At 63.2% G+C, this 26,771-nt stretch carries 20 protein-coding genes and 1 riboswitch; of the genes, 3 read left to right on the top strand and 17 right to left on the bottom strand.

The features are described from left to right. From hisD to A6M21_RS14000, 11 genes are all read right to left on the bottom strand, one after another. Window positions 1–1,365: histidinol dehydrogenase (gene hisD / locus A6M21_RS13945; protein ID WP_151191954.1), on the bottom strand; the 1,365-nt coding region annotated here is incomplete at its 3' end. Window positions 1,366–1,536: 171 nt separating this feature from the next. Then, on the bottom strand, window positions 1,537–1,851 hold the full coding sequence (locus tag A6M21_RS13950) for a YerC/YecD family TrpR-related protein (protein WP_066669882.1): 315 nt from the start codon (window positions 1,849–1,851) through the stop codon (window positions 1,537–1,539). Window positions 1,852–2,225: 374 nt separating this feature from the next. Then, window positions 2,226–3,494, bottom strand: a complete 1,269-nt coding sequence (gene purD / locus A6M21_RS13955; protein ID WP_066669883.1) for a phosphoribosylamine--glycine ligase — start codon at window positions 3,492–3,494, stop codon at window positions 2,226–2,228. 304 nt (window positions 3,495–3,798) lie between these two features. Then, complete coding sequence (gene purH / locus A6M21_RS13960) at window positions 3,799–5,460, bottom strand: bifunctional phosphoribosylaminoimidazolecarboxamide formyltransferase/IMP cyclohydrolase (protein ID WP_066669884.1); 1,662 nt, start codon at window positions 5,458–5,460, stop codon at window positions 3,799–3,801. Between the two features lie 335 nt (window positions 5,461–5,795). Then, window positions 5,796–6,404, bottom strand: coding sequence for a phosphoribosylglycinamide formyltransferase (gene purN, locus A6M21_RS13965; protein ID WP_066669885.1), 609 nt, complete (start codon window positions 6,402–6,404; stop codon window positions 5,796–5,798). An 18-nt stretch (window positions 6,405–6,422) separates the two neighbouring features. Continuing rightward, complete coding sequence (purM, locus tag A6M21_RS13970) at window positions 6,423–7,466, bottom strand: phosphoribosylformylglycinamidine cyclo-ligase (protein WP_066669888.1); 1,044 nt, start codon at window positions 7,464–7,466, stop codon at window positions 6,423–6,425. A gap of 229 nt (window positions 7,467–7,695) precedes the next feature. Continuing rightward, the gene (purF, locus tag A6M21_RS13975; protein ID WP_066669890.1) at window positions 7,696–9,138 is read right to left on the bottom strand and encodes an amidophosphoribosyltransferase; all 1,443 of its coding nucleotides are present in this window, start codon (window positions 9,136–9,138) and stop codon (window positions 7,696–7,698) included. A gap of 223 nt (window positions 9,139–9,361) precedes the next feature. After that, on the bottom strand, window positions 9,362–10,069 hold the full coding sequence (purC, locus tag A6M21_RS13980; RefSeq protein WP_066669892.1) for a phosphoribosylaminoimidazolesuccinocarboxamide synthase: 708 nt from the start codon (window positions 10,067–10,069) through the stop codon (window positions 9,362–9,364). A 245-nt stretch (window positions 10,070–10,314) separates the two neighbouring features. After that, window positions 10,315–11,607, bottom strand: a complete 1,293-nt coding sequence (purB, locus tag A6M21_RS13990) for an adenylosuccinate lyase (RefSeq protein ID WP_066669896.1) — start codon at window positions 11,605–11,607, stop codon at window positions 10,315–10,317. A gap of 160 nt (window positions 11,608–11,767) precedes the next feature. Continuing rightward, window positions 11,768–12,292 (bottom strand): 5-(carboxyamino)imidazole ribonucleotide mutase, encoded by a 525-nt coding sequence (purE, locus tag A6M21_RS13995; protein ID WP_151191955.1) that lies wholly within the window; start codon window positions 12,290–12,292, stop codon window positions 11,768–11,770. A gap of 22 nt (window positions 12,293–12,314) precedes the next feature. Beyond that, a complete protein-coding gene (locus A6M21_RS14000) occupies window positions 12,315–13,691 on the bottom strand; it encodes an NCS2 family permease (RefSeq protein WP_066669901.1) in 1,377 nt (458 codons plus the stop codon). A 301-nt stretch (window positions 13,692–13,992) separates the two neighbouring features. After that, a riboswitch (guanidine-I (ykkC/yxkD leader) is annotated at window positions 13,993–14,103 on the bottom strand. Between the two features lie 471 nt (window positions 14,104–14,574). On the opposite strand from A6M21_RS14000, the gene A6M21_RS14010 reads away from it, so the two are divergent. Further along, window positions 14,575–15,330 carry a Fic family protein gene (locus A6M21_RS14010; protein ID WP_066669905.1) on the top strand — a complete coding sequence of 252 codons (756 nt, stop codon included), beginning with the start codon at window positions 14,575–14,577 and terminating at the stop codon, window positions 15,328–15,330. Between the two features lie 84 nt (window positions 15,331–15,414). Here the strand turns inward: A6M21_RS14010 and guaA are convergent, their stop codons facing one another. The 3 genes from guaA to A6M21_RS14025 form a co-directional block, all read right to left on the bottom strand. Beyond that, window positions 15,415–16,956 carry a glutamine-hydrolyzing GMP synthase gene (gene guaA / locus A6M21_RS14015; RefSeq protein WP_066669907.1) on the bottom strand — a complete coding sequence of 514 codons (1,542 nt, stop codon included), beginning with the start codon at window positions 16,954–16,956 and terminating at the stop codon, window positions 15,415–15,417. Between the two features lie 151 nt (window positions 16,957–17,107). Further along, a complete protein-coding gene (gene hpt / locus A6M21_RS14020; RefSeq protein ID WP_066669941.1) occupies window positions 17,108–17,692 on the bottom strand; it encodes a hypoxanthine phosphoribosyltransferase in 585 nt (194 codons plus the stop codon). 406 nt (window positions 17,693–18,098) lie between these two features. Continuing rightward, entirely contained in the window at window positions 18,099–18,794 is a 696-nt protein-coding gene (locus A6M21_RS14025; RefSeq protein WP_066669910.1) for a hypothetical protein, read from the bottom strand. Between the two features lie 454 nt (window positions 18,795–19,248). Between A6M21_RS14025 and A6M21_RS14030 the strand changes: the two genes are divergently transcribed. Beyond that, window positions 19,249–19,569 carry a nucleotide pyrophosphohydrolase gene (locus A6M21_RS14030; protein WP_066669912.1) on the top strand — a complete coding sequence of 107 codons (321 nt, stop codon included), beginning with the start codon at window positions 19,249–19,251 and terminating at the stop codon, window positions 19,567–19,569. A gap of 232 nt (window positions 19,570–19,801) precedes the next feature. Further along, the gene (locus A6M21_RS18835) at window positions 19,802–21,547 is read left to right on the top strand and encodes a DUF1015 domain-containing protein (RefSeq protein WP_161486083.1); all 1,746 of its coding nucleotides are present in this window, start codon (window positions 19,802–19,804) and stop codon (window positions 21,545–21,547) included. A gap of 344 nt (window positions 21,548–21,891) precedes the next feature. Here the strand turns inward: A6M21_RS18835 and A6M21_RS14045 are convergent, their stop codons facing one another. The 3 genes from A6M21_RS14045 to murJ all read right to left on the bottom strand — a co-directional run bounded on the left by A6M21_RS14045 (window position 21,892) and on the right by murJ (window position 26,715). Then, window positions 21,892–23,295, bottom strand: coding sequence for an S-layer homology domain-containing protein (locus A6M21_RS14045; protein ID WP_066669916.1), 1,404 nt, complete (start codon window positions 23,293–23,295; stop codon window positions 21,892–21,894). A 279-nt stretch (window positions 23,296–23,574) separates the two neighbouring features. Beyond that, window positions 23,575–24,744 (bottom strand): outer membrane protein assembly factor BamB family protein, encoded by a 1,170-nt coding sequence (locus A6M21_RS14050; RefSeq protein ID WP_151191956.1) that lies wholly within the window; start codon window positions 24,742–24,744, stop codon window positions 23,575–23,577. Window positions 24,745–25,089: 345 nt separating this feature from the next. After that, window positions 25,090–26,715, bottom strand: coding sequence for a murein biosynthesis integral membrane protein MurJ (gene murJ, locus A6M21_RS14060; RefSeq protein ID WP_066669943.1), 1,626 nt, complete (start codon window positions 26,713–26,715; stop codon window positions 25,090–25,092). Between the last annotated feature and the right edge of the window lie 56 nt (window positions 26,716–26,771).

Consider the following 26,771-nt stretch of genomic DNA (forward strand, 5'->3'; position numbering starts at 1 on the left):
GGCGGCGCCGGTTTTCCGCCCGTTCAGCTGCCCGGCCTTTCCCTCCGTCGTCTCAGCGGCCGGAACGGCGCCGGGCTGCTTTTCTGCCGCCAGACGCACCCCGATGGCGGCGGCGTGCGCTTCCAACCCCTCCACCCGGGCCAGTGCGATAATGGACGGTCCCAGCTCCTGCAAAAGCTCCCGGCTGCAGGAAATGACACTGGTCCGCTTCAAAAAGGTGTCCACTCCCAGCGGGGAGTAGAAGCGGGCTGTGCCCCCGGTGGGCAGCACATGGCTGGGTCCGGCCAGATAGTCGCCCAGGGGCTCCGGTGCGTAGGCGCCCAGGAAAACGGCGCCGGCGGTGGTGACCCGGCCGAGCAGGGCAAAGGGGTCCGCCACGGCCAGTTCCAGGTGTTCCGGCGCGAAGCGGTTGGCCAGTGCGATCGCCTCCTCCAGATCCGCGGTTACAATAATGGCGCCCTGGCCGGCCAGCGCCCGGGCGGCGGTTTCCCGCCGGGGCAGGCGCGCCAGCTGCGCGGCCAGCTCTGATTGTACTCTTGCGGCCAGGGAGCGGTCCGGAGTGAGCAGCACGGCCGCCGCCAGCGGATCGTGTTCGGCCTGGGCGAGCATGTCGGCGGCGATATAACGGGCATCGGCTTCGGCATCGGCGATAATCAGCACTTCACTGGGTCCGGCCAGCATGTCGATGTCCACCACTCCGTACACCTGCTTTTTGGCCAGGGTGACATACAGGTTGCCCGGCCCGGCGATCTTGTCCACCGGCCTGATCGCGGCCGTGCCGTAGGCCAGAGCGGCGACAGCCTGGGCGCCGCCCATTTTGTAGATTTCCGTCACCCCCGCCCGGGCGGCCGCGGCCAGGACATGCGGATTGATCCGCCCGTCCTGGCCGGGCGGCGTGGCCATGACAATCTCCTTCACCCCGGCCACCCGCGCCGGCAGAGCGTTCATCAGCACCGAAGAAGGATAGGCGGCCGTGCCGCCGGGCACATAAATGCCCACCCGGTTCAAGGGACGCACCAGCTGGCCCAGGAACATGCCCCGGCCGTCCGGCTCGCACCAGGAATTGACCAGCTGCCGCCGGTGATAGGCGATAATATTTTCCGCCGCCAGATCCATCGCGTCCAGAAAACTTTTCGCCACCTGCGTCATGGCCGCTGCTGTTTCCTGCGGTGTCACCGCCAGGGTTTGCGGCGTCAACGCGGCGCCGTCGAAGGTTTTGGTATAGCGGCAGACAGCCGCATCCCCTTCCTTTTTGACCGCGGCCAGAATTTCAGCCACCGCCGCGGCGGCCTCCTCCCGGCCGGACGGGTGCCGCCGCCACAAGCGCTCCACTTCCGGACTGCCGGCATTGATAATATTGATCATGGGCTTCCTTCTTTCCCCAACCACATTCTTTAGTTAGTTAAAGTACTGATACGGTACCATCATAAACTACCAGCCGGGCCGGTGTCAACCTCTTTCTTAACAATTTATTTACCTGACATATGAACGGTTCGTGACAGCAGGCACAAATCCCGGCGTTTAAAAAATGCCGCTCTACTCATTTTCCCCGCCCGTCCGGCCGGCCAGGCGGGCCAGCACCAGCTTGTACCCGTCCGCCCCGTAGTTAAGGCAGCGCTTCACCCGGCTGATCGTGGCCGTGCTGGCGCCGGTACGGTGGGCAATCTCGCCGTAAGTGCGGTTTTCCTGCAGCATCCGGGCCACCTCCAGCCTTTGGGCCATCGATTTGATTTCAGCCACCGTACAGACGTCCTCGAAGAACTGGTAGCATTCATCGATGGTTTGCAAGGTGAGCACGCCCTTGAACAAATCGTCGAGCAAAGGATCTTTCAGTTTTCCCGTATAGGTCATCGAAAAATCTCCCTGTCATCCCCGGGCCGGAGCACGAGGCGCTTTTCGCACAAGTTTCCGCCGCCCCGGGCGCCGGACGCCGCCCCGGGCGGGCCGTCCCCGGAATCCGCCGGCTTTAACTAAAACGGTTAGCACTCCGGCCTGCCGGAATAAAATATTCTGTACCCAATCTTCGACACCGGAAGGGAAAACCCTTTTTCGCTTTACAAAACTAAAGCATCCGTCTAACCATCCCCCGGCACGGCCGGCCGGAAGAGCGAAAGAGTTTCCGGCCGCTGCGGCCGCGTCCGGCCGGACATGAACACCGGAAGGAAAACCCGTTTGCGCGCCCGCCGTCCGGAGGAAGAGGCATTTTCCACCCCGGGAAACTGTGTTCAGCCCCGCGTCAGCGCTTTGCGGCCGATATCCCGGCGGTAGTGCATGCCTTCAAAATGTATACCTTCCACAGCAGTATAGGCCAGTTTGATCGCTTCCGGGATGTCCGCCGCCACCGCGGTGACGCCGAGCACACGGCCGCCGGCGGTGACCACCCGGCCCGCCTGAAAAGCGGTGCCGGCGTGAAATACCGCCACTCCCGGCGGCGTGTGCTCCAGGCCGCTGATCTGATCCCCTTTGCGGTAAGCACCGGGATAGCCGGCGGCGGACAGCACCACACATACGGCGGCGCCGGGGCGCCAGCGGATTTTCATGCCGGCCAGCCGCCCGGCCAGCACCGCTTCCATGATGTCGACCAGATCGCTTTCCAGCAGCATCAGCACCGGCTGCGCCTCCGGATCGCCGAAACGGGCGTTGAACTCCAGCACTTTGGGGCCGTCCGCGGTGAGTATCAGCCCGGCGTAAAGCACGCCCCGGTAAGGGCGCCCTGCGGCGGCCATCGCCCGCACCACCGGAATCAGGATTTGCTCCCGGGCAAAGCGGAAAATTTCCGGCGTGCACACTGGCGCCGGGGCGTAGGCGCCCATGCCACCGGTGTTCGGTCCGCGGTCGCCGTCGAAAACCGTCTTGTGATCCTGCGCCGGCAGCATGGGCGCCACTGTTTCACCGTCGGTGAAGGCCAGCACGCTCACCTCCTGGCCGGTAAGGCACTCCTCCACCACCACCCGGGCGCCGGCCGCGCCGAAGGCGCGCCTGTTCATTATCGTATCCACCGCCTGCAGCGCCTCATCCACCGTGGAACAGACGATCACGCCCTTGCCGGCGGCCAGTCCGTCCGCCTTGACCACGCAGGGCGCGCCAGTTTCTCGGATATAGTCCGCGGCCGGCGCCGGGTCCGTAAAGGACCGGTAGCGCGCGGTGGGAATGCCGTATTCGGCCATGATCTCCTTGGCCAGCACCTTGCTGCCCTCTATGGCCGCCGCCCGGGCGGACGGTCCGAACACCGGCCGGCCCGCTTCACTGAAGGAATCCGCAATACCCATGGTCAGCGGGCCTTCCGGGCCGATCACGGTCAGGTCGATATGTTCGCGCCGGGCAAAATCCAACAGGCCGGGAATGTTTTCGGCGGCTATGTCCACGCATTCGGCCAGCCCGGCGATGCCGGCATTGCCCGGGGCGCAAAAGAGCTTTTTCACCCGCGGGCTCTGCCGCAGCTTCCAGACCAGGGCGTGCTCGCGCCCGCCGCCGCCCACCACCAAAATTCGCATTTCAATTCCGTTCCTTCCTTAAAAAATATCCCCGCCGGGCCCGCTCCGGGAAACACAGGGACGATCCCTACACTTCCCCTGGGAGGTCAGGGGAAGACACGGGGCCGGTTCCTTTGTTTGTGCCCTCCCCGAAGGCATGGGGACGGTTGCTTTGCCTTCCCTTTACCTTTCCGGAAGGCATGCCGGGCCTGAAGGCATGGGGCTGGTTCCTTTTCTCCCCCGCCCTCCCGACTCCTGCTGTATGCCGGGAACGTAACAACCGTGCACGGCCCGGCCAACCATCATGTTACGGGTGAAACTTCGATCAGTGCTTGAAATGACGCATGCCGGTGAAGAGCATGGCTATGCCGTGTTCGTTGCAGGCAGCGATGGATTCCTCATCCTTGAGCGAGCCGCCGGGCTGGATGATGGCGTCGATGCCCGCTCTGGCCGCTTCGTCCACCGTGTCCCGGAAGGGGAAGAAGGCGTCGGAGGCCAGCACCGCGCCGCGTGCCTTGTCCCCGGCCTGTTCCAGGGCGATGCGCGCCGCGCCCACCCGGTTCATCTGGCCGGCGCCCACGCCGATCAACTGCTGCCCGCGCACCACCACGATGGCGTTGGATTTGACATGCTTGACCACCGCCATGGCAAAGGCCAGATCGGCCAGCTGCTCCGGGGCCGGCTGCCTTTCCGTCACCACCCGCACTTTGGCCGGGTCGGTCACCACCCGGTCGGCCTCCTGGATCAACAGGCCGCCGTTCACTTTGCGCATGTCGTAACGATCGCTGGATTGGATGCCCGCCGGGCCGTCCTTGATCAGATCGCTCAGGCGGGAGGCGGTCAGCATTTCATTGAGCGCCCCGCCGGAATGCATCTTGAGCAATTCATCTTTCAGCTGCTCTTCGGAACGCGAAATCAGCGGACCGGTTTTGAGCAGGCGCAGATTGGCTTTGGCGGTGAGTATCGCCAGCGCGCCGGGGGTGAAGTCCGGGGCGATCACCGCTTCCAGGAAAATTTTGCTCATCTTTTCCGCCGTGGCCTCGTCCACCGGGCGGTTGCAGGCCGCAATGCCGCCGAAGGCGGAAACCGGATCCCCCTCGTAGGCCAGGGTGTAGGCCGCATCCAGCGTGTCGGCGCTGGACGCACCGCAGGGGTTGTTGTGCTTGATGATCACCACCGAGGGGTCGATGAATTCCCGCACCAGTTCCAGAGCGGCGTTCAGATCCAGGATGTTGTTGAAGGACAGCTCCTTGCCCGCCAGCTGCACCGCATTGCCCACGCAGGGTCCGGTGACCGCCGGATCGCGGTAAAAGGCGGCCCGCTGGTGCGGGTTCTCGCCGTAGCGCAGGGGTTGGGCCAGTTCCACCGCCATTTGCCAGACGGCGGGGAAATCATCCGCCTCGCCGCCGGAGCGCTCCTGCAGGTAGTTGGCGATCGCCGTGTCGTAGGCCGCGGTGTGGGCAAAGGCCTCCCGGGCCAGCTCGAGGCGGAAGGAATCCGGAATCTCCCCGCTCCGCAGGACGTCCAGCACTGCGCCGTAGCGTGCCGGATCAACCACCACCAGCACGTACTGGTGATTCTTGGCTGCCGAACGCACCATGGACGGACCGCCGATGTCGATGTTTTCGATTGCTTCGGCAAAAGTGACCCCGGGCCGGGCGATGGTTTCCCGGAAAGGGTAGAGGTTCACCGCCACCAGGTCGATCGGGGTGATGCCGTGCTCCGACAGTTGGGCCAGATGCGCCGGTGTGCGCAGGGCCAGGATGCCGCCGTGCACTTTGGGGTGCAGCGTTTTCACCCGGCCGTCCAGGATCTCCGGAAAACCGGTGACGTCCGAAACGTATGTAACGGGCAGTCCGGCTTCCTTGAGCGTTTTGGCGGTGCCGCCGGTGGAAACGATCTCCACCCCCAGTTCGACCAGGCCGCGGGCGAACTCCACCAGCCCGGTCTTGTCGGATACGCTGAGCAGCGCGCGCTTGACGGTCATTAACAAGACCTCCTTGCATAGTTGTGATGGACTTTCCCCGGGACGAGCCCGGGGGCGTCAGCCCGAAGGTTTCACATGTTACCGGACGGTTGCCCGGTTTACCGGGTCTTACACCTTTCTCGCGAGCAAGCATCCCGGCATTTGCCGGGAGGACCGGTGATACCAGCGTCCGCTCCACTCCGCAAAAGGGTGGATTTCAGGGGCAGGTACTTTAAAATGCCGCCGGGCCGCGAAAAGATTATTAAATCCCATGACGCGGGCGGTCCTTCTTACGTTACGTGCCCCGCCGGCGGCATGTTTCAACCGGCTTTCCGGCGCCTTCTTTGCGGCCGCCTTCAGCGGATAAACACCCGGCGCCCTCTGATCTCCAGCCGGCCGGCGGCGTACAGTGCGACCGCTTCCGGGTAGATGCGGTGCTCCTGCTCCAGGATGCGTTCAGCCAGGCTGTCGGCCGTATCTTCAGGCAGTACGGGCACCACCGCCTGCAGAATAATCGGTCCGCTGTCCATGCCCCCGTCCACAAAGTGCACCGTGCAGCCGCTGTAGCGCACGCCGTACTCCCAGGCCTGCCGCTGGGCGTGCAGCCCGGGGAAGGCCGGCAGCAGCGCCGGGTGGATGTTGATCACCCGGTTGGGGAAGGCGGCCAGCATGGTTTCACCGACAATGCGCATATAGCCGGCCAGGCAGACCAGCCCGGCCCGGTGCTCCTGCAATTTTTCCACCACGGCCCGCTCATATTCATCCTTGCTTTCAAACGCGGCCGGACTCAACGCCGCGGCCGGAATGCCCCGGGCGCGTGCCCGCTCCAGGGCGTGCGCCTGCGGGTTGTCGCTGATCACCACGGCCACCGCGGCCGGCAGCCGCCCGGCCTCAATGGCGTCCATAATCGCCTGCAGGTTGGAACCCCGCCCCGAGGCCAGCACGCCCAGGCGTAATACTGACATCCGCCAACACTCCCCCCATTAAACGTAGCGCACTTCCCTGTCGCCGCGCACCACTTCGCCCACCGCGAATGCCTTTTCACCGGCGGCGGCCAGGGCGTCAAGCACGGCGCCGGCCCGGCCGGGCGGCACCACCAGCACCAGGCCCAAACCCATGTTGAAAGTACGGTACATCTCCGCTTCCGGCACCCGGCCGGCGGCGCGGATCAGCTCGAACACGGGCGGCAGCGGCCAGGCGCGCCGGTCCAGCGCCACGCCCGTGCCCGGCGGCAGGATGCGCGGAATGTTTTCCGTCAGGCCGCCGCCGGTGATGTGCGCCACTCCCCGGATGTCGAAATGTTCGCATAACGGCAGCACGGCGCGCACATAGATGCGCGTCGGCTCAAGCATTTCCTCGCCCACGGTGCGCCCCAGCTCGTCCCTGTAAGTGTCCACCCGCCAGCCGGCCGCCTCCAGCAGCGCTTTGCGCGCCAGGGAGTAACCGTTGCTGTGCAGACCGGCGGAGGGCAGGCCGATTAACGTGTCGCCGGCCTGGATGCGGGAACCGTCGATGATCCGGCTGCGCTCCACCACCCCCACCACGAAACCGGCCAGGTCGTATTCCTCCGGTCCGTAGAAACCGGGCATTTCCGCCGTTTCCCCGCCGATCAGGGCGCAGCCGGCCTGCCGGCAGCCCCCGGCCACGCCCTCCACAATGGCGGCCACCTTTTCCGGCACCAGCCGGCCCACAGCCAGGTAATCCAGGAAAAACAGCGGTTCCGCCCCCTGGGCGAGCACGTCGTTGGCGCACATGGCCACCAGATCGATGCCCACGGTGTCGTGCCGGTCCATGAGCATGGCCACTTTGAGCTTGGTGCCCACCCCATCGGTGCCCGATACCAGCACCGGCTGGCGGTAACGGGCCGTATCCAGGGCGAACAGGCCGCCGAATCCGCCGATGTCCGTGAGCACACCGGGACGGAAGGTGCTTCGCACTGTTTTCTTGATCAGCTCCACCGCCCGGTTGCCGGCGGAGATGTCCACGCCGGCGCCGGCATAAGTAAGGCCCGCGGTCTGATCCGACATGATTGAATCCACACTCCTCATAAACGAGCACGATTTTCTGAATACACCCCGCAAAAAGCAAGGCCGGTGACCGCACCGGGCCGCTCCAATGCTCCGGTCCGGCGAAAAATGCTTTCCCTGAAACCTGGCGCTGACCGAAGCCGGCTGTAATGGCTTTGGATTTTTCATGATTATCAATGCACTGCCGCGCTGCTCCGGTCGCTCCTTCGGTCCGGCCACTGCCTGCCGGTCAGCTCTCCAGGCTGAATTTCCCAGCCGTGCTTGGTTCGGGCACCGCCACCGGGTAGTCGCCGGTGAAGCAGGCGGTGCAGAAGTCGTCCCGCCGGTCGCCGAAGATTTCCAGCAGCCCTTCCATGCTCAGGTAATGCAGTCCGTCCGCATTGATCAGCCGGCGGATTTCCTCCAGCGGCTTCTGGGCGGCAATCAATTCCGCCTCGTTGGAAGTGTCGATGCCGTAATAGCAGGAGCGGACCACCGGCGGCGAGCTCAGGCACAGGTGCACCTCCTGCACGCCGGCGTCCCGCAGCATGGCCACCAGCTTGCTGCTGGTGGTGCCCCGCACCAGGGAGTCGTCCACCATCACCACCCGCCGGCCGCAAAGCACGTCCCGGATCGGGTTCAGCTTCAGACGCACTCCCAGGTCGCGCATGTCCTGGTTGGGCTGAATGAAGGTGCGGCCGATGTAGCGGTTTTTCATCAGGCCCTCCTCGAAAGGAATGCCGGAGGCTTCGGCGTAGCCCCGGGCGGCCGCTGTGCCCGAGTCGGGCACCGGGATGACCAGGTCGGCCTCCACCGGATACTCTCTGGCCAGGCGGCGGCCCATTTCCCGCCGCACCCGGTTCACATTGAAACCGTCCATGTGACTGTCCGGACGGGCAAAGTAGATGTATTCGAAAATACAGTGGGCGCGCCGGCGGGGCATGATTCCCTGCCGGCTGGTCAGACCGTTTTCATCGATCATCAAGATCTCCCCCGGCGCCACGTCCCGGATCCATTGCGCGCCCACTGTATCCAGAGCGCAGGATTCCGAGGCCACCACGTAGCCGCCGTTTTCCAGGCCGCCCAGGCACAGGGGACGGAAGGCGTGCGGATCACGCACGGCCAAAAGGCTCCTTTCCGTAAGCAGCACCAGCGAATAGGCGCCCTGCAGGTCGATCATGCACTTCATCACGGCCTCTTCCAGACTGGTCTGGCTGTAACGGGCGATCAGGTTGACGATCACCTCCGTATCGGTCGAGGATTGAAACACCGAGCCGGTCGAGGTCAACCGGGCGCGCAGGGCGGTGACGTTGGTCAGATTGCCGTTGTGAGCCAGACCGAGCATGCCGCCGGCGTAACGGAAGACCAGCGGCTGGGCGTTGATCGGCGAACTGGCGCCGGTGGTGGAATAGCGCACGTGGCCGATCGCCGCGTGTCCCTTGAACTGGTCCAGATCCCGGCCGTGAAACACCTCCGGCACCAGGCCCATGTCCTTGTAGAGCTGCAGGCGCCGCCCGTCGGCCACGGCGATGCCGGCGCTCTCCTGGCCGCGGTGCTGCAGGGCGTAAAGGCCGTAATAGGTGAGCCGGGCCACGTCCCGGCCCGGCGCGTAGACGCCGAATACGCCGCATTCTTCTTTCGGCTTGTCCGGGAACCGTTGTTTTTCGTCACGGGGCGCTCCGCTTTGTCTCACTCTGCTCCCCCTTCCCGGTTGCGGGATCGATTGCTTGTGTGCACCCGGCCGCATCACCATGCATTATGCGCGCCGCCGGTCCGCCGGACGGGCCGCGCCGGAATCGGGACGCACCGGCCGTCCCGGTGCCGTTTTCACAAGGCCGGCAATGCCCGGGATTATTCTTACAGGCTCCGCAATGCGAACGGCTGCAGCCGTAAACGTTCCGGTACGTTTACTGTTGTCAGTTTTCGCCAAGCCGTTTCCATATTTCCTGGTAGGCTTCCTCCACGCCGCCCAGATCACGCCGGAAACGGTCCTTGTCCAGCTTTTCCCTGCTTTGCTTGTCCCAGAAGCGGCAGGTGTCCGGGGAAATCTCGTCCCCGAGCAGGATGCGGCCTTTGTGCCGGCCGAACTCCAGCTTGAAGTCAACCAGGATCAGGTTGCGCTCATCCATGTAGCGGCGCAGGAAATCGTTCACGGCCAGGGCCGTCTTTCTGATCGCGGCCATTTCCGACGCCCCGGCCAGGTTCATGGCTGCGATGTGGTCGTCGTTAATCAGGGGATCGCCCAGTTCATCGCTCTTATAGTAATACTCCACCACCGTTCTGGCCACCGGCGTGCCTTCCGCCAGGCCCAGACGCTTGGCCAGACTGCCGGCGGCGATGTTGCGCACCACCACTTCCACCGGAATGATTTCCAGCGCCTTGACCAGCATTTCCCGGTCGCTGATCTGCTCCACCAGGTGGGTGGCAATGCCTTCCTTCTCCAGCAGGCGGAAAAGGCGGGTGGAAATCTTGTTGTTCAGTTCGCCCTTGTCCCGGATGGTGCCTTTTTTCTGACCGTTGAAGGCGGTAGCGTCGTCCTTGAATTCCACCAGATAGGTGTCCGGGTCATCAGTACGGTAGACTTTTTTCGCTTTCCCTTCATATAACAGTTCGCCTTTTTGCATAACTTTTCCTCCTTAGTTCATTCCGTCGAAGTAAAAGGTCGGGGTATCCACCTGTTCGCGGATTCCGGTGCGCGGTCCGCGCCGCCGGTCTTCAGCACTGCCCCGCACCCGCCCCTGCAGTTGCCGGTTCCTGTGCCGATGCGCGTTGCCGGTCCGCCAATCCGGCCGGTGCCTTTTATCGTTACCGGCTTCCGGAAACCGCTGTTCCCCCGGGGCACACCGTCTGTCATCTTCAACACCGGCGGCTACAGGCCGAAGCGGCGGTAAATGTCGTCCACATGCTTGAGATGATAGTCATAGTCGAACAATGCTTCTATTTCTTTTGCCGGCAGTTGGGCGGTAATGTCCCGGTCGTTTTCCAGCAGGGACTGGAAGTCGATGTCTTCCCGCCAGCACTGCATGGCGTTGCGCTGCACCAGTTCGTAGGCGCGCTCCCGGGAAAGGCCCTTTTCCACCAGCGCCAGCAGCACGCGCTGGGAAAAAAGCAATCCGTGGGTACGCTCCAGGTTGCGGCGCATATTTTCCGGATAGACCTGCAGGTTTTTGATCAGCGCGGTAAACTTGTATAGCATGTAGTCCAGGGTGATCGTGCTGTCCGGGATGATCACCCGCTCCACCGAGGAGTGGGAAATGTCCCGCTCGTGCCAGAGGGCCACATTTTCCATCGCCGCCAGGGCGTTGCCCCGCAGCAGCCGGGCCAGGCCGCTGATCCGTTCGGCGGTGATCGGGTTGCGCTTGTGCGGCATGGCCGAGGAACCCTTTTGCCCCCTGGCGAAGTACTCCTCCGCCTCCAGGATTTCGGTGCGCTGCAGGTTGCGGATTTCAGTGGCGAACTTCTCCAGCGAACAGCCGATCACGGCCAGCGTGGTCAGAAATTCGGCATGGCGGTCGCGCTGCAGGACCTGGGTGGAAACCCGCGCCGGGCGCAGGCCCAGGCGGCTGCAGACGTGCGCCTCCACCTGCGGTTCGATGTTGGCGTAGGTGCCCACGGCGCCGGAAATCTTGCCCACGCTGATCACGTCGATCGCCCGCTGCAGGCGGTCGGTGTTGCGTTCGGTTTCCGCCACCCAGAGCAGCATCTTCAGACCGAAAGTGATTGGTTCGGCGTGCACCCCGTGGGTGCGGCCGATCATCACCGTGTAGCGGTGTTCCTTGGCCTTCTCCAGCAGCACGGTGCGCAGTTCCTGCAGCCGGCGCATGATCTGCTCCCCGGCTTCCTTCATCTGCACGGCCAGAGCCGTGTCCAGCATGTCCGAGGAGGTCAGCCCCATGTGGATGTACTTGGCCGCGTCGCCCACATACTCGCCCACGCAGGTGAGAAAGGCAATCACATCATGATTGGTGACGGCCTCGATTTCTTCCACCCGGCGCACGTCGAAAGCGGCCTTGTCCCGGATCTGCTGCAGCGCTTCCGCCGGGATGCGCCCCATTTCAGCCAGCGCCTCGCAGGCGTAAATCTCCACCTCCAGCCACTTGCGGAACTTGTTTTCCTGCGACCAGACGGCCTGCATCTCCGGCCGGGTGTAACGGTCGATCATGTGATTTTCCACCTCTCCCCAAATTATGTTCCAATGATCAGACAGCCGTCAACTCCGGACAAGTGCAACGGTCAAGCCCCTTCCCCGGCATTGTGTTCCCCGCCGCCGGCCGGCGGCCGTTTCCCGCCCCTTGTCCGCCGGCGGGCCGGCAGGCCGGCGCTCACTTCTCCATCTGCTCCAGGTAGCCGCCGACGCCCAGTTCCTGCAGCCGGCGGGCCTTGTCTTCCACCGCCCGGGCCAGTTCGTCCTTGTACTGGATCACTTTTTGCCGGAGCGCCGGATCGGTGGCGCCGATGATCTGGGCGGCCAGAATGGCGGCGTTCTTGGCGCCGTTGATGGCCATGGTGGCCACCGGAATGCCGGCCGGCATCTGCACAATCGAATACAGGGCGTCCACCCCGCTCAAAGCGCCGCTTTTGATCGGCACGCCGATTACCGGCAAGGGGGTGCAGGCGGCAATCACCCCGGGCAGGTGGGCGGCCACCCCGGCGGCGGCGATGATCACCGCCAGCCCGCGGTCCACCGCGGTGCGGGCGTATTCGCTGGTTTTGTCCGGCGCCCGGTGGGCGGAGGAAATAATGATCTCGTAGGGCAGTCCGAAACGGTCCAGCATGTCGGTGGCCTGCTTCATGATCGGCAGATCCGAATCGCTGCCGGTGACGATGCCGACCAGTGGTTTGGACATAGTCATACACTCCTGTCGTTATTTAATGTTCGGCCAGGAAAAGGTAGCGGGCCAGGACAATCAATGTCAGCACCCACATCAGCCAGTGCACCTCTTTGGTCCGGCCGGTGACCAGTTTGAGCAGGGCGTAGAAAAGAATGCCGGCGGCGATGCCGTTGGCGATGCTGCCGGTCAAAGGCATCAGGATCAGGGTCAGAAAGGCCGGCAGCCCCTCGCTGAAGTCCTCGAAGTCGATCTCCTTCACCGCGGACGCCATGAGCAGGCCGACGATGATCAGCGCCGGCGAGGTGGCGGCGTCCGGAATCAGCCCGGCAATGGGCGCCAGCACCAGGGCGAGCAGGAATAAAACGCCGGTGGTCACGGCGGTCAAACCGGTGCGCCCGCCCTCGGCAATGCCGGCGGTGCTTTCAATAAAGGCTGTAATCGTACTGGTGCCCATCAGCGCGCCGAAGGAAACGCCGCAGGCATCCACCAGCATGGCCCGTCCCAGGCGCGGGGAGCGGCCGTTTTCATCCAGCAGGCCGGCCTTGCCCGCTGTGCCCACCAGTGTACCAAAAGTATCGAACAACTCCACGAAGGTGAAGGTGAAGATCACCGTCCACAGGCCCATGTGCAGCGCGCCCATAATGTCCAGGTGACCCACCGCCAGGCGGGAGAGGTCCGGCAGGGCGAAGGGGTGGAAGCCGGGGGCGATTTTGGTCACGCCCATGGGAATGCCGATCAGTGTGGTCAGGATGATCCCGATCAGCAGGGAGCCTTTAATACGGCGGGCCATCAGGATGGCCGTGATCACCAGCCCGATCAGCGCCAGCAGGGTGTCCGGACTGGCAAAGCTGCCGATGAAAAAGTTCCACTCAAAAAAGCGCAGCGTGGCCACGCCGTCGAGCTTTTTCAAAGCGTCCAGGGTGGGCGGGATGACCGGCCCGGCCTTGACCACCATGATCTCGGCCATTTTCAGGCCGAGCATGGTGATGAACAGGCCGATACCCACGATAATGGCCTTTTTCATGGAATTGGGCACGGCCACCACCAGCAGCTGGCGGATCTGGGTGACGGTGAGCAGAATGAAGATGATGCCGGAAATAAACACCGCACCGAGCGCCGCCGGCCAGGGCATGCCGACGTGGTTGGCGGCCACCACAGCGAAGTAGGCGTTCAGCCCCATGCCCGGGGCCAGCGCGATCGGGTAGTTGACAATCAGCCCCATAGCCAGGGTGACCACTCCGGCGGCCACCGCGGTGGCGAAGAAAACGGCGTTTTTGTCCATCCCGGTGGCGGACAGGATGTTCGGGTTGAGAAACAATATGTAGGCCATAGTCATGAACGTGGTCAGGCCGGCGATCACTTCCGTCCGCACATCGGTTTTAAACTGACGCAGCTTGAATATCTTTTCGAGCAACGAAGCCATACCTCCCCCTGAAAATTAGCGGTTCACACTGTCCAGAAAATACACTTTCGTTCCTTTGCCGGTGCGGCAGCAGGCGCTAACGGAACTTGAAGAAAACCCGCCGGGCATTGTTTGGTGCCGCCGGCCCGTGATCATGTCAAATGGTACCGTCCCCCGCCGGGTGTTCCTGGAAAGCGCCGGGAAACTTCCCGCCGTTAAATTTCATGGATATTATTTACTGCCGCTGTGGAAAAATGCAGCGCGAAAACAAACAGCCCGGGCAGGCAGGTTTCTTCATCGAAATGAGAAACCTGCCGCCTGGGCTTTTCTCCCTGCCGGTGTAGCGGACGGACATCCCCGGCCGCCTGTACCGCTCGGACCGAACCGCCCGCCGCGCGGGCGTGGAACCCTAGGTACACTTTCTCGGCACATATGACGTTGACTGTACAAACTGCCCCGCCTCCACTCAGCCGGCCGCGGGCCGGCAAACGGCCCGCCCCGCCTCCTGGAGCGGGCACGGTAAATAACCGGTATGCTCATCAATCACCACCCGCGGGCCGCCGCAAATAGGCCGGCACCGTGCGGTTTTTACATCTGTATCATAGCAAGGCCGGGGAACCTTGTCAACAACAATACACCATCTTTCTCAGCAGTGTCTTTTTTTCAGCAGCGCACGGCAATTTGCCGTATAACGGACGGGCTGCCGCCCGGCCCGGTTCGTCATCCCGCCTGAAAGCCGGGCTTCCCCCGGGCTGTTTTCAGTAAACAGTCATTAAAAACCCGCCTGTCACGCGGGCGGAACAAGCAGGCACAGGCAGGCTGTCAGGCATATGTGCAAACAATTTTCTGTGGTATAATTTAGATATTATGGAACGATATCCACAGGAGAGATAAAATGAATATATATGAAAAAGTTGATTATTACCATAAAGCCATCAATGAGGTTCGCCCCTTCGAGGGCCATATGCTCACCCAGTTGAAAGATTACTACCGTATCGGTCTTACCTGGTCGAGCAACGCCATTGAAGGAAACACCCTGACGATCAGCGAAACGAAGATGGTGCTTGAGGACGGTCTGACTGTCGGCGGCCATCCTCTCCGGGATTTATACGAGGCGGTGGGCCACGGGGAAGCATACGACTTTATGTTTACTCTGATTGGAAAACGGAGTATAACCGTACAGGACATTAAAGCCATGCACCGCCTGTTCTACAAAAGCATTGATGAGGGGAACGCCGGCACCTGGCGGAAGGTGAATGTAGTCGTATCCGGCTCCGGTTACGCTTTTCCAGTGCCGCAAGAAATTGAAAAGCAAATGCGAAAGCTGGAGAAATGGGTGCAGGACAAACGCAACAATTTCCACCCGGTAACCTTTGCCGCGCTGCTGCACTTGAAGTTTGTTACCATCCACCCGTTCATCGACGGCAACGGCAGGACGGGCCGTCTGATCATGAATTTGGCGCTGATCCAGGACGGCTTTCAACTGGCCATCATTCCCCCGGTGCTCCGGGCGGAATACTTCGACACAATCCGGCAGTATCAGAATAAAGGAAACCCGGCGCCGTTTTATGATTTTATCGCTGAACGGGTGTACGAAACGCAAAAGGAGATCATGCGGCTGCTGCACATTCCATTCACCGGGCGGCCGTAGAGAAAGACGGGCTATCAGCATTCTTGATAAACATTACGCAAACTCAGCATGAATGCCAAATTATTCGCTATAAGAAATACCACTTTACTCCCACTCAATGGTGGAAGGCGGTTTGGAGGTGATGTCGTAAACCACCCGGTTGACGCCCGGCACCTCGTTGACAATGCGGCTGGAGATACGTTCGAGCACATCGTAGGGCAGGCGCACCCAGTCGGCGGTCATGCCGTCGTGGCTGTGGATGGCCCGCACGGCCACCGTGTGGGCGTAGGTGCGTTCGTCCCCCATCACACCCACGCTGCGCAGGTTGGGCAGTACGGCGAAATACTGCCAGATCTGCCGGTGCAGCCCGGCGCGGCGGATCTCCTCCCGCACCACGGCGTCGGCCTCGCGCAGCAGGGCCAGTTTGTCCGCCGTCACTTCGCCCAGGATGCGCACGGCCAGTCCCGGTCCGGGGAAAGGCTGCCGCCAGACCACTTCCTCCGGCAGGCCCAGTTCGACGCCCACCTGCCGCACTTCGTCCTTGAACAGCCAGCGCAGCGGCTCGATCAGTTCCAGGCGCATGTTTTCGGGCAGGCCGCCCACATTGTGGTGTGATTTGATTACCGCCGCGGTGGCCGTGCCGCTCTCCACCACGTCGGGATACAGTGTACCCTGCACCAGGAAATCCACCCGGCCCAGTTTGCCCGCCTCTTCCTCAAAAACACGGATAAACTCTGCGCCGATCAGCTTGCGCTTGCGCTCCGGATCGGTGACGCCGGCCAGCCGGCTCAGGAAGCGCTCCCCGGCGTCGACATAGACCAGCTGCATGTGAAACTGCTCCCGGAAGGTGCGCACCACCTGGTTCGCCTCACCCCGGCGCAAAAGGCCGTGGTCCACAAAAACGCAGGTCAGCCGGTCGCCCAGCGCCCGGTGCACCAGCACCGCGGCCACCGAAGAATCCACGCCGCCGCTCAAAGCGCACAGCACTCGCCCGTCGCCCGCGCGGGCGCGCACTTCCGCCACCGCCTGCTCCACAAAGGAATCCATCGTCCAGGTGCCGTGGCAGCCGCAGATGTCAAACAAAAACCGGCGCAAAATATCCTGCCCCTTCGGGGTATGAACGACCTCCGGATGAAACTGCACCGCATACAGTTTTCTTTTGCCGTCGCCCATCGCGGCCACCGGCACCTGCTCCGTGCGGGCGAGCACCGCAAAGCCCGGCGGCGGCGCTTCCACCCGGTCGCCGTGGCTCATCCAGCACTGCTCGGAAGCCTCCAACCCCTGGAACAAACCCTCCCGGTCCAGCACTTCCAGCGTGGCCTTGCCGTACTCCCGCCGGCCGTCGCCGGCCACCCGCCCGCCCAACTGGCGGGCCATCAGCTGCATGCCGTAGCAGATGCCCAGCACCGGAATGCCCTGCTCATAGATGGCCGGGTCCACGGCCGGCGCGCCGGGCTGGTAAACGCTGGCCGGACCGCCGGAAAAAATAATGCCGCGGGGCTTTTTGGCCTTGATTTCGGCCAGCGGCGCGGTGTAGGGCAGCATCTCGCAAAACACTTTCAACTCGCGGATGCGGCGGGCAATCAGGTGGCTGTACTGGCCGCCGAAATCCAGCACGACGACCATTTCCCGGCCGGGCGCGGACATAAAAATCACCTCATCCTTGATTATATGGATCTGTACACGCTGTTACGAGCCGGGGAACATGATCAGGGCGGCGCCCCATATTTGATTATATGGGACCTGTCACGGCGCTTCCCGGCGGAACCAACCGGCATGCGGGCGGCCGGTTTTCCGTTCAGACGCCCTGCTCCCCGCCGGCGCAGCCGCCGTCCCCGGCCGCCGGACGGGTGTAAACCTCCCGTTTCAAGACCAGGATGTCCCTTAAATTGCGGTAGCGGCCGTTATAGTCCAGTCCGTAACCGACCACAAATTCGTCCGGGATGGTAAAACCATTATAGTCCACCGCAACCGCCACCTTGCGCCGCTCGGGCTTGTCCAGCAGGGTGCAGACCTTCAAACTGGCCGGGTCGCGGGTGCACAGGTTTTCCCGCAGGTAGTTCAGGGTCAGCCCGGTATCCACAATATCCTCCACGACAAGCACATCAAGGCCGGTGATGTCCTGCTCCAGATCCTTCAATATGCGCACCACGCCGGATGAGCGGCTGGAAACGCCGTAGCTGGACAAAGCCATAAAATCCAGCCGGGCGGGGATAGTCAGGCAGCGCACCAGGTCGGCCATGAAAATAACCGCCCCTTTTAAAATCCCCACCACCAGCAGTTCCTTGCCGGCGTAATCCCGGGAAATTTCCTCGCCCAGCCGGCGCACCCGGGCCAGCACCTGCTCTTCCGTCAGCAGTACCCTTTCCGCATCCTGATGCATATTGTTCACTCCCCGGCGGCAAAATTCCGCCAAAGTCCTTAAAAACAAGCCTAATTATAACAGGAAAACCGCCCCAGCGTCAATAAGCGGCAGCGGCCTGTGCGGCTGAATGATGCTCTTGCCGCCATTACCGCCAAAAAATTGCGCGGCCGGCAGCCGGCGCCGCAGCGCAACTAAAGAAGGGGCGGAGGTATATAGCAGTAAGGAACAGCTGCGGAACAGTCCGGATGCCCCCGGACTGCGAATGGATGAAGGGGGACGAAAGAACCGTCACTGCGCCTCCTGTGAAAGAGAACAGAAGCAACGGAACCGCCCCACACCACAGACTATTTCGTTGACGGCGTTCCAGTGTGAAAGAGAACAGAGCAACGGAACCGCCCCCGCGCCCCACCCGGTATAACAGCCGTTACACCGGCGGATTGATGGTCAGCGGCCGGTCAAAATCCCACAACTTCAGCGTCACGCTAAGGCCGGGCTTGCCTCCCGGCCCCCGTGCGTCCAGAACGGCCCGGCGGATGAAGTAGCTTCCCGGCTCAACCCAGAGCTTGCAGTTGTAGGTGGTGTAGCGCAGGTCGAAAAAAGGGTTTTTCAGCAGCGGCTGGCATTCCAGCACCAGCATGTTTCCTTCCGGCAGTTTTTCCCGGCCGCGGTAATGCACCACCGGCACGTCTTTGAAATTGAAAAAGGAAAGCGGCTTGAACTCGGTGATGAACAGATCGGACTGGGCCAGCTTGTTTCCTTCCAGGGTAAGCCACTTTTTCGTCCAGATGTCGCGCATGTAGGTGGTTTCGCCAATCTGGACAAACTCCACCGGACTGTTGTACATGGTGCCCTTGATGTGTATCCGGCCGGGAGCCGCCACTTCCCCCGCCACCTGGCTGAGCAGTGCGCCGTCGCCCGTGCGGGCCTCCACCTGGTAGCGGAAGGAACGGCTGGCGGCGGTTTTCTGCAGGGAATCGGCCAGCACCTGTTCGGGAATGATTTTGGGTTCCGGCGAAAAAAGCCGGGCGGCTCCCCAGACCAGTAAAATGAGCAAAAGAAGGCCCAGCAAACCCAGCACCAGGTTGCGTTTGCGCAAAATCAGCCAGCGCGGCCCGATCATGTCTACCACCCCCGACGTCTTGCTTTCATAATTATACTGGCCGGGGCAGGAAAATATGACCTCTGGTAGAAAACAATGGTGAACCAGCCTCCGCTACTCAAAAAGGATACCAGCCCGGTATCCTTTTTGAGTAGCGAATTCAGTTTGGGTTGTGTTCAAAAAAAATGGCCGTTAGCGGTCCAGATTGTTTTTGCGCGGGTTTGAACAATGATTTTCCCTTCGCCGTGAATTGGCGGAAATCGCCCGGCCCTTGATTCCACCGGATATCTTGTTAAACTGATAGTTTGCAGGTATAATGGGCAAAGACGGCATAACAAAAGTTTTTGAAAATACCCGCAACGGCCCGGGCAAAGGGGCCACGGGCCGAAAGGACCGCCGGCGGCCCGGTACCGGCCGGAGGCGGCGTGCACCGGCCTTCGGCCGCTACCGGCGAGGGTTGTGAGGAGATGCAACAATGCAGGTTAAAGACATGCAGCGGGAAGTGGACGCCTGGATCGGCCGGTTCGAAGAGGGATACTGGCATCCATTGTCCATGCTGGCCAGACTGACCGAAGAAGTGGGCGAACTGGCCCGGGAGGTGAATCACCTCTACGGCCAGAAGCCGAAAAAGCCCGGCGAGCCCCCGGGGGACGTAGCCCTGGAACTGGCGGATGTCCTGTTCATTATCGTCTGCTACGCCAATTCCCTGGGCATCGACCTGGAGGAAGCCTTTCATCGCATGATGGAAAAATACCGGCAGCGGGACAGCCACCGCTGGACGCCCAAAAAAACCTAGGCCGGGCCGCGCCGGAAACCGTCCCGGCCGCCCGAAGACATGCGGTTGGCCGGCCGGAAAAAGCGGCGTAAATACCGGGGGCGGCCGGCCGGCGGGGCACCTTCCCATCCGGCAAAGCCGGAACATTCGAGATTTTTTTGTTGCGGCCGCTGTATCAAAAGCGCCAAGACTGATCCCGTCCGTCTTGACGGGCGGAAAATATTCGAACCTGGATAAAGGAGTGCGCGTGCCGATGGCCAAAATTTTCCCCTTTCGCGGGCTGCGCTACACCCCGGCCGCCGGACTGCTGCGTGATCTGGTCACGCCCCCTTATGACGTGATCGACGCCGCGGCACAGGAGAAATACTACCGGCGCCACCTGTACAACATCATCCGGCTGGAATACGGCAGGACCGGTCCGGAGGATACACAGACAAACAACCGCTATACCCGGGCGGCGGCCGACTTTGCCGCCTGGCAGGAAAAAGGCGTGCTGGCGCCGGAGGCCGTGCCGGCACTCTACCGTTACGAGCAGGAGTTCACCGTGGCCGGCCACACCCGGGTGCGCGGCGGCATGATCTGCGCCGTCCGGCTGGAGCCGTACGAAAACGGCGTGATCCTGCCGCACGAGGAAACCCTGCCCAAGCACAAGGCCGACCGCCTGGCGCTGATGCAGGCCTGCGCGGCCAATTTCAGCCCCATCTTCGGCCTGTACGCAGACCCGGAAATGAATGTGGAAGCCATGCTGCGCCGGGCGGCCTGCCGGGAGCCGGACGAAGACGGCGTGCAGCGGGCGCATAACGAAGGACGCGCCGCCCGCGAAGCGGAACGCGCCGGGCGCGCCGCCGGGCTGTGGCCGTCCTCCGTGGGCGGCGCCGCACCCGGAACGGCGTGCAGCGGGCGCGCCGGCGGCGGGCTGCCGGTATCCGGCGGCGGGCACGCCACACCGGGTAAGACCGGCGTCCATGTTCCCCTCCGGTCCGCCTGCCGCGCAGCGGACCTGGAATTCACCGATGAAAACGAAATAACCCACCGCCTGTGGGTGGTGGCCGGACAGGATGCAATCAAAAAAATACAAAACGCCATGGACGGAAGGCGCATTTTCATCGCCGACGGCCACCACCGCTATGAAACGGCGCTGCAGTACAGCCGCCTGTGCCGGCAGGCCGCCGGCGACCCGCCCGGCGATCTGCCTACCGATTATGTGATGATGACCCTGGTCAACCTCTACGACCCGGGCCTGGTGGTGCTGCCCACCCACCGGCTGGTACGCAACGTGGCGGATCTGGACGTGGACCGGCTGCTCCGGGAACTGGGCGCACTGTTCACTGTGGATGAATATCCGCTGGATGCGGCCTACCGCAACTTTCCGCAGTTCCTGGCCCGCCTGGCGGAAAAAGCCGGCCTGGCGGGGAATACCCGGGCGGCGGCGCATGGGGACGGCGCCCGCGAACACGGCGCCGGACGGATGGATTTCCCGGCCGGCGGCGGTACGGCGGCAGGCCGTTCCGGCAACCTTCCCGGCGCGGACTTTCAACCGGATCCGTCCCATTTCCGCGGCCCGGCCGGACCGGCAGCCGTCCCGGTCAGGAACGCCCCGCCGCCCCACCGGCACGTTTTCGGGCTCTACTGCGGCCGCGGGCGCCTTTACACCCTGGCGCTGCAGGATGAAAGCGCCCTGCCCGGTTTAATGCCGCCGGAACACTCCCCGGCCTGGCAGGGGCTGGACGTGGCGGTGCTGCACCAGCTGATCCTGGAAAACCTGCTCGGCATCGGCGGCCGGGAACGGGCCGGGGAAAGCCACCTCACCTACACCCGGGAAGAAACCGGGGCGCTGGACGCCGTGGATAACGGGGAATACCAGCTGGCCTTCTTCCTCAACCCGACGCTGGTGGAAGAAGTCACCGCCGTAGCCGGCAACGGGGAAAAAATGCCCCAGAAGTCCACCTTCTTTTACCCCAAGCTGATCACCGGCCTGGTGATCAACAAATTGTCCTGATCCAGGCCGGAAAAAGGGGCCGCCCGGTGGCCAAAAAGCTGAGCCACCGGGCGGCTTCTTTTGCGTCCCGCCGCCGGTGAGGCTGCAGGCGGCATGGGGGTTGTCCTGAAAAACGGCCCGAAAAAGGTTCCTGTGTATGCAGGCATTCGGAGCGGACCTTTTCCGGGCGCCGGCACGGGCTTTGCTTTGAAAGGAAAGCATGCGCGGCGCCGGTACAGCAACCGGCGCCGCAATACATAAAAGTTTTCGCTTTTTTTCCTGCGGGAGAACAGCGGCTGCGCCGGAACGGCTTGATTCAAGCTGCAGTGCCGGCAAGTTTCACCTTGTTCTCCCGCCGCACCGGGCTAGTGCTGCCGGGCTGTACTCAACACTTTGATTTGGAGCGGGATTTCATCATCGATCCCCTTCGGATCGGGGTCCAGGTAGGTGACCTGGACCTGGTCGCCCGGATTCACCCCGCCGGTGCGCACGCCGTCCTTGTCCACCAGGCGCGCGTAATCATAGTGGTTGAACCAGGCCGGCCGGCCGGCGGAAGCCTTGACCCCCTGCAGGTACAGCCGCCCGTTAATGATGCTGCCCACTGTGCCGCCGGCTGTTTTGGTTTCCAGCAGGTCGACTTTGACCACCTTTTCCCCGGACAGGTAGACATTGACAAAGTCCCCTTCCCGGAGCGACTTGAAGCCCTGGCGGACGTTCCGGCCTTCCACCACCGCGCCGCTGGAAAGATGCAGGATATGATCCACGCAGTTCAAATCGTTCACCACCAGCAGGTTGTCCTTGCCCAGATCCACCGACTTGACCGAGGCCCGGTACCAGCTGTCCGGCGCCGGATTGCTCCGGGCCTGTAAAATATTGATGAACGCCGGCTGCCGGCTGCCGTTCAGCACCACCTCCACCTGGTGGTTTAAAGCGCCCGCCGCCGCACTGACCTTGCCGTCCGCAAAAAACTGCGCCCCGTCGGGCAGCTGGAATTTCTGCACGCCGGTGAGCGAGGTCAGCTCCATCTCCTGCCGGCCGTGACCGGAGGTCAGACGGGAGACCCAGCCCGTCAGCAGCCGGCCGGGCGGCACCTTCACCCAGCCCAGATCAAGCAGGGTGGACAGGGCGGCGGCCATCTCCGCGCGGGTGAGCGGCTGATTGGGCCGGAAAGTATCGCCGGGGTAGCCGGTCATCACCCCGGCCGCCGCCGCGGCCTGAATATCCGCACGGTATGCGGCGGGGGCCTGCTCCAGATCCTTGAACGCCGGCCAGGCCGGAGCCGTGCCGGCGCCCGGCGGCGGGGCGGCCACACCCGGCCGGGGCAGGTAAAATGCGCGCGTCAAAATGGCGGCCAACTGCGCCCGGGTGATCGGCTTGTCCGGAGAAAAGGCGTTTAAGAGATCAGCGGGAATGAACTGCTTTTCCGCCGCCAGGTTGAAATCATACTGCCCCCAGGGCACCTTGGGCCATTGGCCGCCGCCCCCCGCGGCGCCGGTCCGCGGCGGCGGCCCGGTTTTGAAATCCCCGGCGCGCACGATCAGCACCACCGCTTCCAGCTGCGTAACCGGATTTTCCGGCCGGAAAGTGCCATCGGGGAAGCCGCGGAAAATGTTCAGCGCCGCCAGGCGCACGATCTGGCTTTGCGCCCAGTAGCCGTTGATGTCCGTAAAATGACCGGGCGGCGGGCCGGGCTGGGCAAAGGCGGCAGGCGCGGCCAAAAACACGAAGGCGAGACAAAAAACAACAAAATGATACAACAACCTTTTCATTTGCCATACTTCCCCTCCCGGCCTTTGGACGGCCGCAACAACGTACCGCTTACCCGTGCCGTGCACCATTTCCCGTGGCGAATGCCGCTTCAGGCAGGGGCATGAGTGCCGGTTTGTACGGTATGCGGACGGCTCATTTTGCCGGCACACCTGCGTCGCGCCGGGCGCGACGAAGGCTTTGCCCGGACTCGCGACACCCGGGCCGGGCTGTTTTTGGGGGCCGGCCGTCCGGTGCGGACACGGCTTGCCCGGGCCCGCGCCGGACGCAGCGCTTATTTCTCAGGCCGGCGCCAGCTTGTACAGGCTTCCCCGGTCCGTAATCACATAGAGATACCCGTCCGCGCCCACCAGCGGCCGCCGTGAAACAGCGCCGTCCAGTTTCCGCTCCCAGGCCGTTTTTCCGGACGCGTCCAGGGCAAATACATAACCGTCCCGGCTGCCCACATAAACAAGATTGTGCGTGTCGTCCACCACCGGTTCGGAGGTTATGTTCAGCAGCTGCAGATCCCACTTTTCCGTGCCGTCCCGGGCGTCCAGGGCGTAAAGCCGCTTGCTGTCGCAGACATAAAGCACACCGGCGGCGGAAAGCGCCGGAGTGGTCAGATCGTCGTAGTTCACCCGGAAGCTCCATTCCGGCTGGCCGTCGCCGGCCGGATCGAAAGCATAGACGGTGCTTTTCTGGATCCGGCCGGGCTGCGCCGGATTGACGGTGACGTACAGGCGCCCGTCGCCGCCGGCGAACAGATGGGCGCTCTTCACGTCGCCCAGCGGGCGTGTCCAGCGGATGTTGCCGGCGGCATCGATTGCCGCCAGCGTATAATTGTCCCCCCGCCGGCCGTAGATCACATAAACCCCGCCGCTGTCACCGGCGCAGTCGAGAATCTCCTGGCCGCTGAGCGTTTTGGTGGTGTAACCGCCGGCGGCATTCCAGGACAGCAGCGCCCACTTGTAACGGCCGGCCACATTCAGCGCGTACAGGGCGTCGGGCAGGGGCAGGTAGAGCAAACCGTCGCCCGGCCCGCCGCAGAGCAGCGCCGCGGTATTGCCGCCGCCGGCCCCTTGGTACACCTGAAAACTCCAGCCGGCCGCGCCGCTGGTTTTAATCTCCTGCACCGCGGCGTTTCCGGACATGAAAATGGAGCCGGCCGGACCGAACACCGGCCGCCCCGTTTGGTTGCCCACCGCCAGCGGGGCTTCCCAAACCGGACGCCCGTCCGTATTCACCGCGGTCAGCTTGTTCCCCTCCGGCAGATACAAAAGGCCGTTCGTCCCCATCAGCATGTCCGCCGACGGACGGCCCAACCCCGCCAACTGCCAGAGCAGCCGCACCGGTTGGCCGGCCTGGCCGGCGGCCGGAAAGCCGGTCAAGCGCCCCGGGGCCGCCCCGGCGGGCACGGCGAAAAGCAGCGCCAGGGAAAAACAGAGCAGCAAAATAGCGGCCTTACGCACTGTAAAAACACCTGCCTTGAAAAAGCAATCATGCCGCCGTCTTATGCCGCCGGTCCTAACGCCCGGTGTCCGGCAGCCGGCCGGGGAAAAGCTCCGCACCCCTTCATGCCGGTGTCCGCCGCGTCCACAGCGGAACACTGCGCGGTTATTCCCCCGCCCCGCCGGCACCCGGCGGCATGAGCTTCAAACCGGCCGACGGCTTTGACCCACTCTTTTTATTATATTCGGCTGCAGCGGACGGAACTGAAGAGGCGCCGCTATACAGGCCGGACAACAAAGGAGCCGGCCGCCCGGGCGGACGGCGGCGGAAGGGCAATGCAGGTGAAAGAGCCTCGCCCGGCACGGTCAGGCCGCTGTTTTCAGGCGCAGGCGGCGGACGGCCCCCTTGAGCATGTCCAGCAGGTAGTCCAACTCCACCACCCGCAGCAGGCGGCAGGCCGGGGCAAAGATCAGCAGGCCGGCCGCCGTTAAAACACCCAGGCGCAGGCCGGAGTCCAGGAAGCGGGCCAGTCCGCCGGCACCGGCCGCGCCGCGAACCAGGCCGCTAACCGCCGTCCAAACCGGCGTGTTCAATGCATAAGTGTTCAGCCACCAAAGGGCCGCCCCCATAACCAGGGAGGCCAGGGTGATACGGGCGCATTCCGCCAGCAGTGCCCGGCCGCCGATGTGTCCCAGGCGCCGGCGCAGGAAGACCAACAGCAAAATGGTGCAAACCGCCGCGGCCGCGGAGGTGGACAGGGCCAACCCGGCCAGGGCCAGGTGACGTACCAGCAAAAGGTTCAGGCCGATGTTCACAACCACCCCGGCCGCGCCGGTCCACATCGGCGTGACCGTGTCCTGCAGGGCGTAAAAAGCCCGGTTCAGGTAATCCCGCCAGCACAGAAACAGCAGTCCGGGGATGAAAAAGCACAGCGCCACGGCGGTCATCTCCGCCGCCCGGGCGTCAAAGGCGCCCCGTTCGAATAAAAAGCGGATGATGTCGTGGCGCAGCACGATGATGCCCGCCGTCAACGGAATGAGCAGAAAGGCCAGCATGTTCATGCCGTGCTTCAAAGTGGAGCGAAAGCCGGCCGGGTCGTCCACCGCGGTGTGTTCGGTAAGTGAAGGGTAAAGCACGGTGATCAGCGGTGTGGCCAGCAACCCCTGGGGTATGGTGACCACCCGCTGGGCGTAATTCAAGGCGGAGATGCTGCCCACCACCAGCCCCGAGGCCAGGATGCGGTCCACCACCAGATTCAGCTGATTGGCCCCGGTGCCGACGAGCACCGGTCCGGACAGCAGAAGCATGCGCTTCAAGGCCGGGTGGCGCAGTTTGCAAACCGGCCGGTAGCCGGTGCGGAGCCGGTAGAGCGCCGGCAGCTGGGTCAAAAACTGGGACAGCGTGGCCAGCACCATGGACCAGGCCACACCGTCGATACTCCGGTGGACGGCGGAAAAAATAATGCCGCCGATCATGATCAGGTTGTAGGGAATGCCGATCAAAGCCGGCGCGGTGAAATGCCGGTGGGCGTTGAGCACCCCCTGCGCCCATCCCGCCAGGCCCATGAGCACCACCATGGGCAGCATGATGCGCACCAGATGCGCGGTGAGCCTGGCCTCCGCCGGCCCGAAACCGGGAGCCAGCAGGCGCACAATGAAAGGCGCCGCCGGAAAACCGGCCAGGGCGAACAGCAGCAGGATGCCGGTGACGGCGTGAAAGGTGGTCCAAATCAAATCCGGCAGTTCCGGCCGTTTTTCCGGCTGATGCAGGTATTCGCTGAAGATCGGAATGGCCACCGTGGTAATGGCGCTGCCCACCATGCCGAACAGCAGCGCGGGAACAATCACGGCCACCAGGTAGGCGTCGGTGGACGCGCCGGCGCCGAATCCGGACGCCAGGGCGGCCTCCCGTGCGTACCCCATGATCTTGCTGATCAGCAGCGCCACCATGACCACCAGCGCGGCCCGGGCGATCTGCTTCCGGTCAATCATTACAAAATCCCCTTCCGCCGCATTGCCATGCCGATCATACCACGGACGGGGAAACT

The organism is Desulfotomaculum copahuensis, from assembly GCF_001655685.1.
GTDB lineage: Bacteria > Bacillota > Desulfotomaculia > Desulfotomaculales > Desulfovirgulaceae > Desulfotomaculum_G > Desulfotomaculum_G copahuensis.

What these genes read in the sequence shown, in the direction of transcription:
- A6M21_RS13950 (WP_066669882.1), bottom strand. Translation starts at nt 1,851, where the DNA reads ATGACCTATACGGGAAAACTGAAAGATCCTTTGCTCGACGATTTGTTC.
- purD (WP_066669883.1), bottom strand. Translation starts at nt 3,494, where the DNA reads ATGCGAATTTTGGTGGTGGGCGGCGGCGGGCGCGAGCACGCCCTGGTC.
- purH (WP_066669884.1), bottom strand. Translation starts at nt 5,460, where the DNA reads ATGACCGTCAAGCGCGCGCTGCTCAGCGTATCCGACAAGACCGGGCTG.
- purN (WP_066669885.1), bottom strand. Translation starts at nt 6,404, where the DNA reads ATGTCAGTATTACGCCTGGGCGTGCTGGCCTCGGGGCGGGGTTCCAAC.
- purM (WP_066669888.1), bottom strand. Translation starts at nt 7,466, where the DNA reads ATGTCGGATCAGACCGCGGGCCTTACTTATGCCGGCGCCGGCGTGGAC.
- purC (WP_066669892.1), bottom strand. Translation starts at nt 10,069, where the DNA reads ATGCAAAAAGGCGAACTGTTATATGAAGGGAAAGCGAAAAAAGTCTAC.
- purB (WP_066669896.1), bottom strand. Translation starts at nt 11,607, where the DNA reads ATGATCGACCGTTACACCCGGCCGGAGATGCAGGCCGTCTGGTCGCAG.
- purE (WP_151191955.1), bottom strand. Translation starts at nt 12,292, where the DNA reads ATGTCCAAACCACTGGTCGGCATCGTCACCGGCAGCGATTCGGATCTG.
- A6M21_RS14010 (WP_066669905.1), top strand. Translation starts at nt 14,575, where the DNA reads ATGAATATATATGAAAAAGTTGATTATTACCATAAAGCCATCAATGAG.
- guaA (WP_066669907.1), bottom strand. Translation starts at nt 16,956, where the DNA reads ATGTCCGCGCCCGGCCGGGAAATGGTCGTCGTGCTGGATTTCGGCGGC.
- hpt (WP_066669941.1), bottom strand. Translation starts at nt 17,692, where the DNA reads ATGCATCAGGATGCGGAAAGGGTACTGCTGACGGAAGAGCAGGTGCTG.
- A6M21_RS14025 (WP_066669910.1), bottom strand. Translation starts at nt 18,794, where the DNA reads ATGATCGGGCCGCGCTGGCTGATTTTGCGCAAACGCAACCTGGTGCTG.
- A6M21_RS14030 (WP_066669912.1), top strand. Translation starts at nt 19,249, where the DNA reads ATGCAGGTTAAAGACATGCAGCGGGAAGTGGACGCCTGGATCGGCCGG.
- A6M21_RS18835 (WP_161486083.1), top strand. Translation starts at nt 19,802, where the DNA reads ATGGCCAAAATTTTCCCCTTTCGCGGGCTGCGCTACACCCCGGCCGCC.
- A6M21_RS14045 (WP_066669916.1), bottom strand. Translation starts at nt 23,295, where the DNA reads ATGAAAAGGTTGTTGTATCATTTTGTTGTTTTTTGTCTCGCCTTCGTG.
- murJ (WP_066669943.1), bottom strand. Translation starts at nt 26,715, where the DNA reads ATGATTGACCGGAAGCAGATCGCCCGGGCCGCGCTGGTGGTCATGGTG.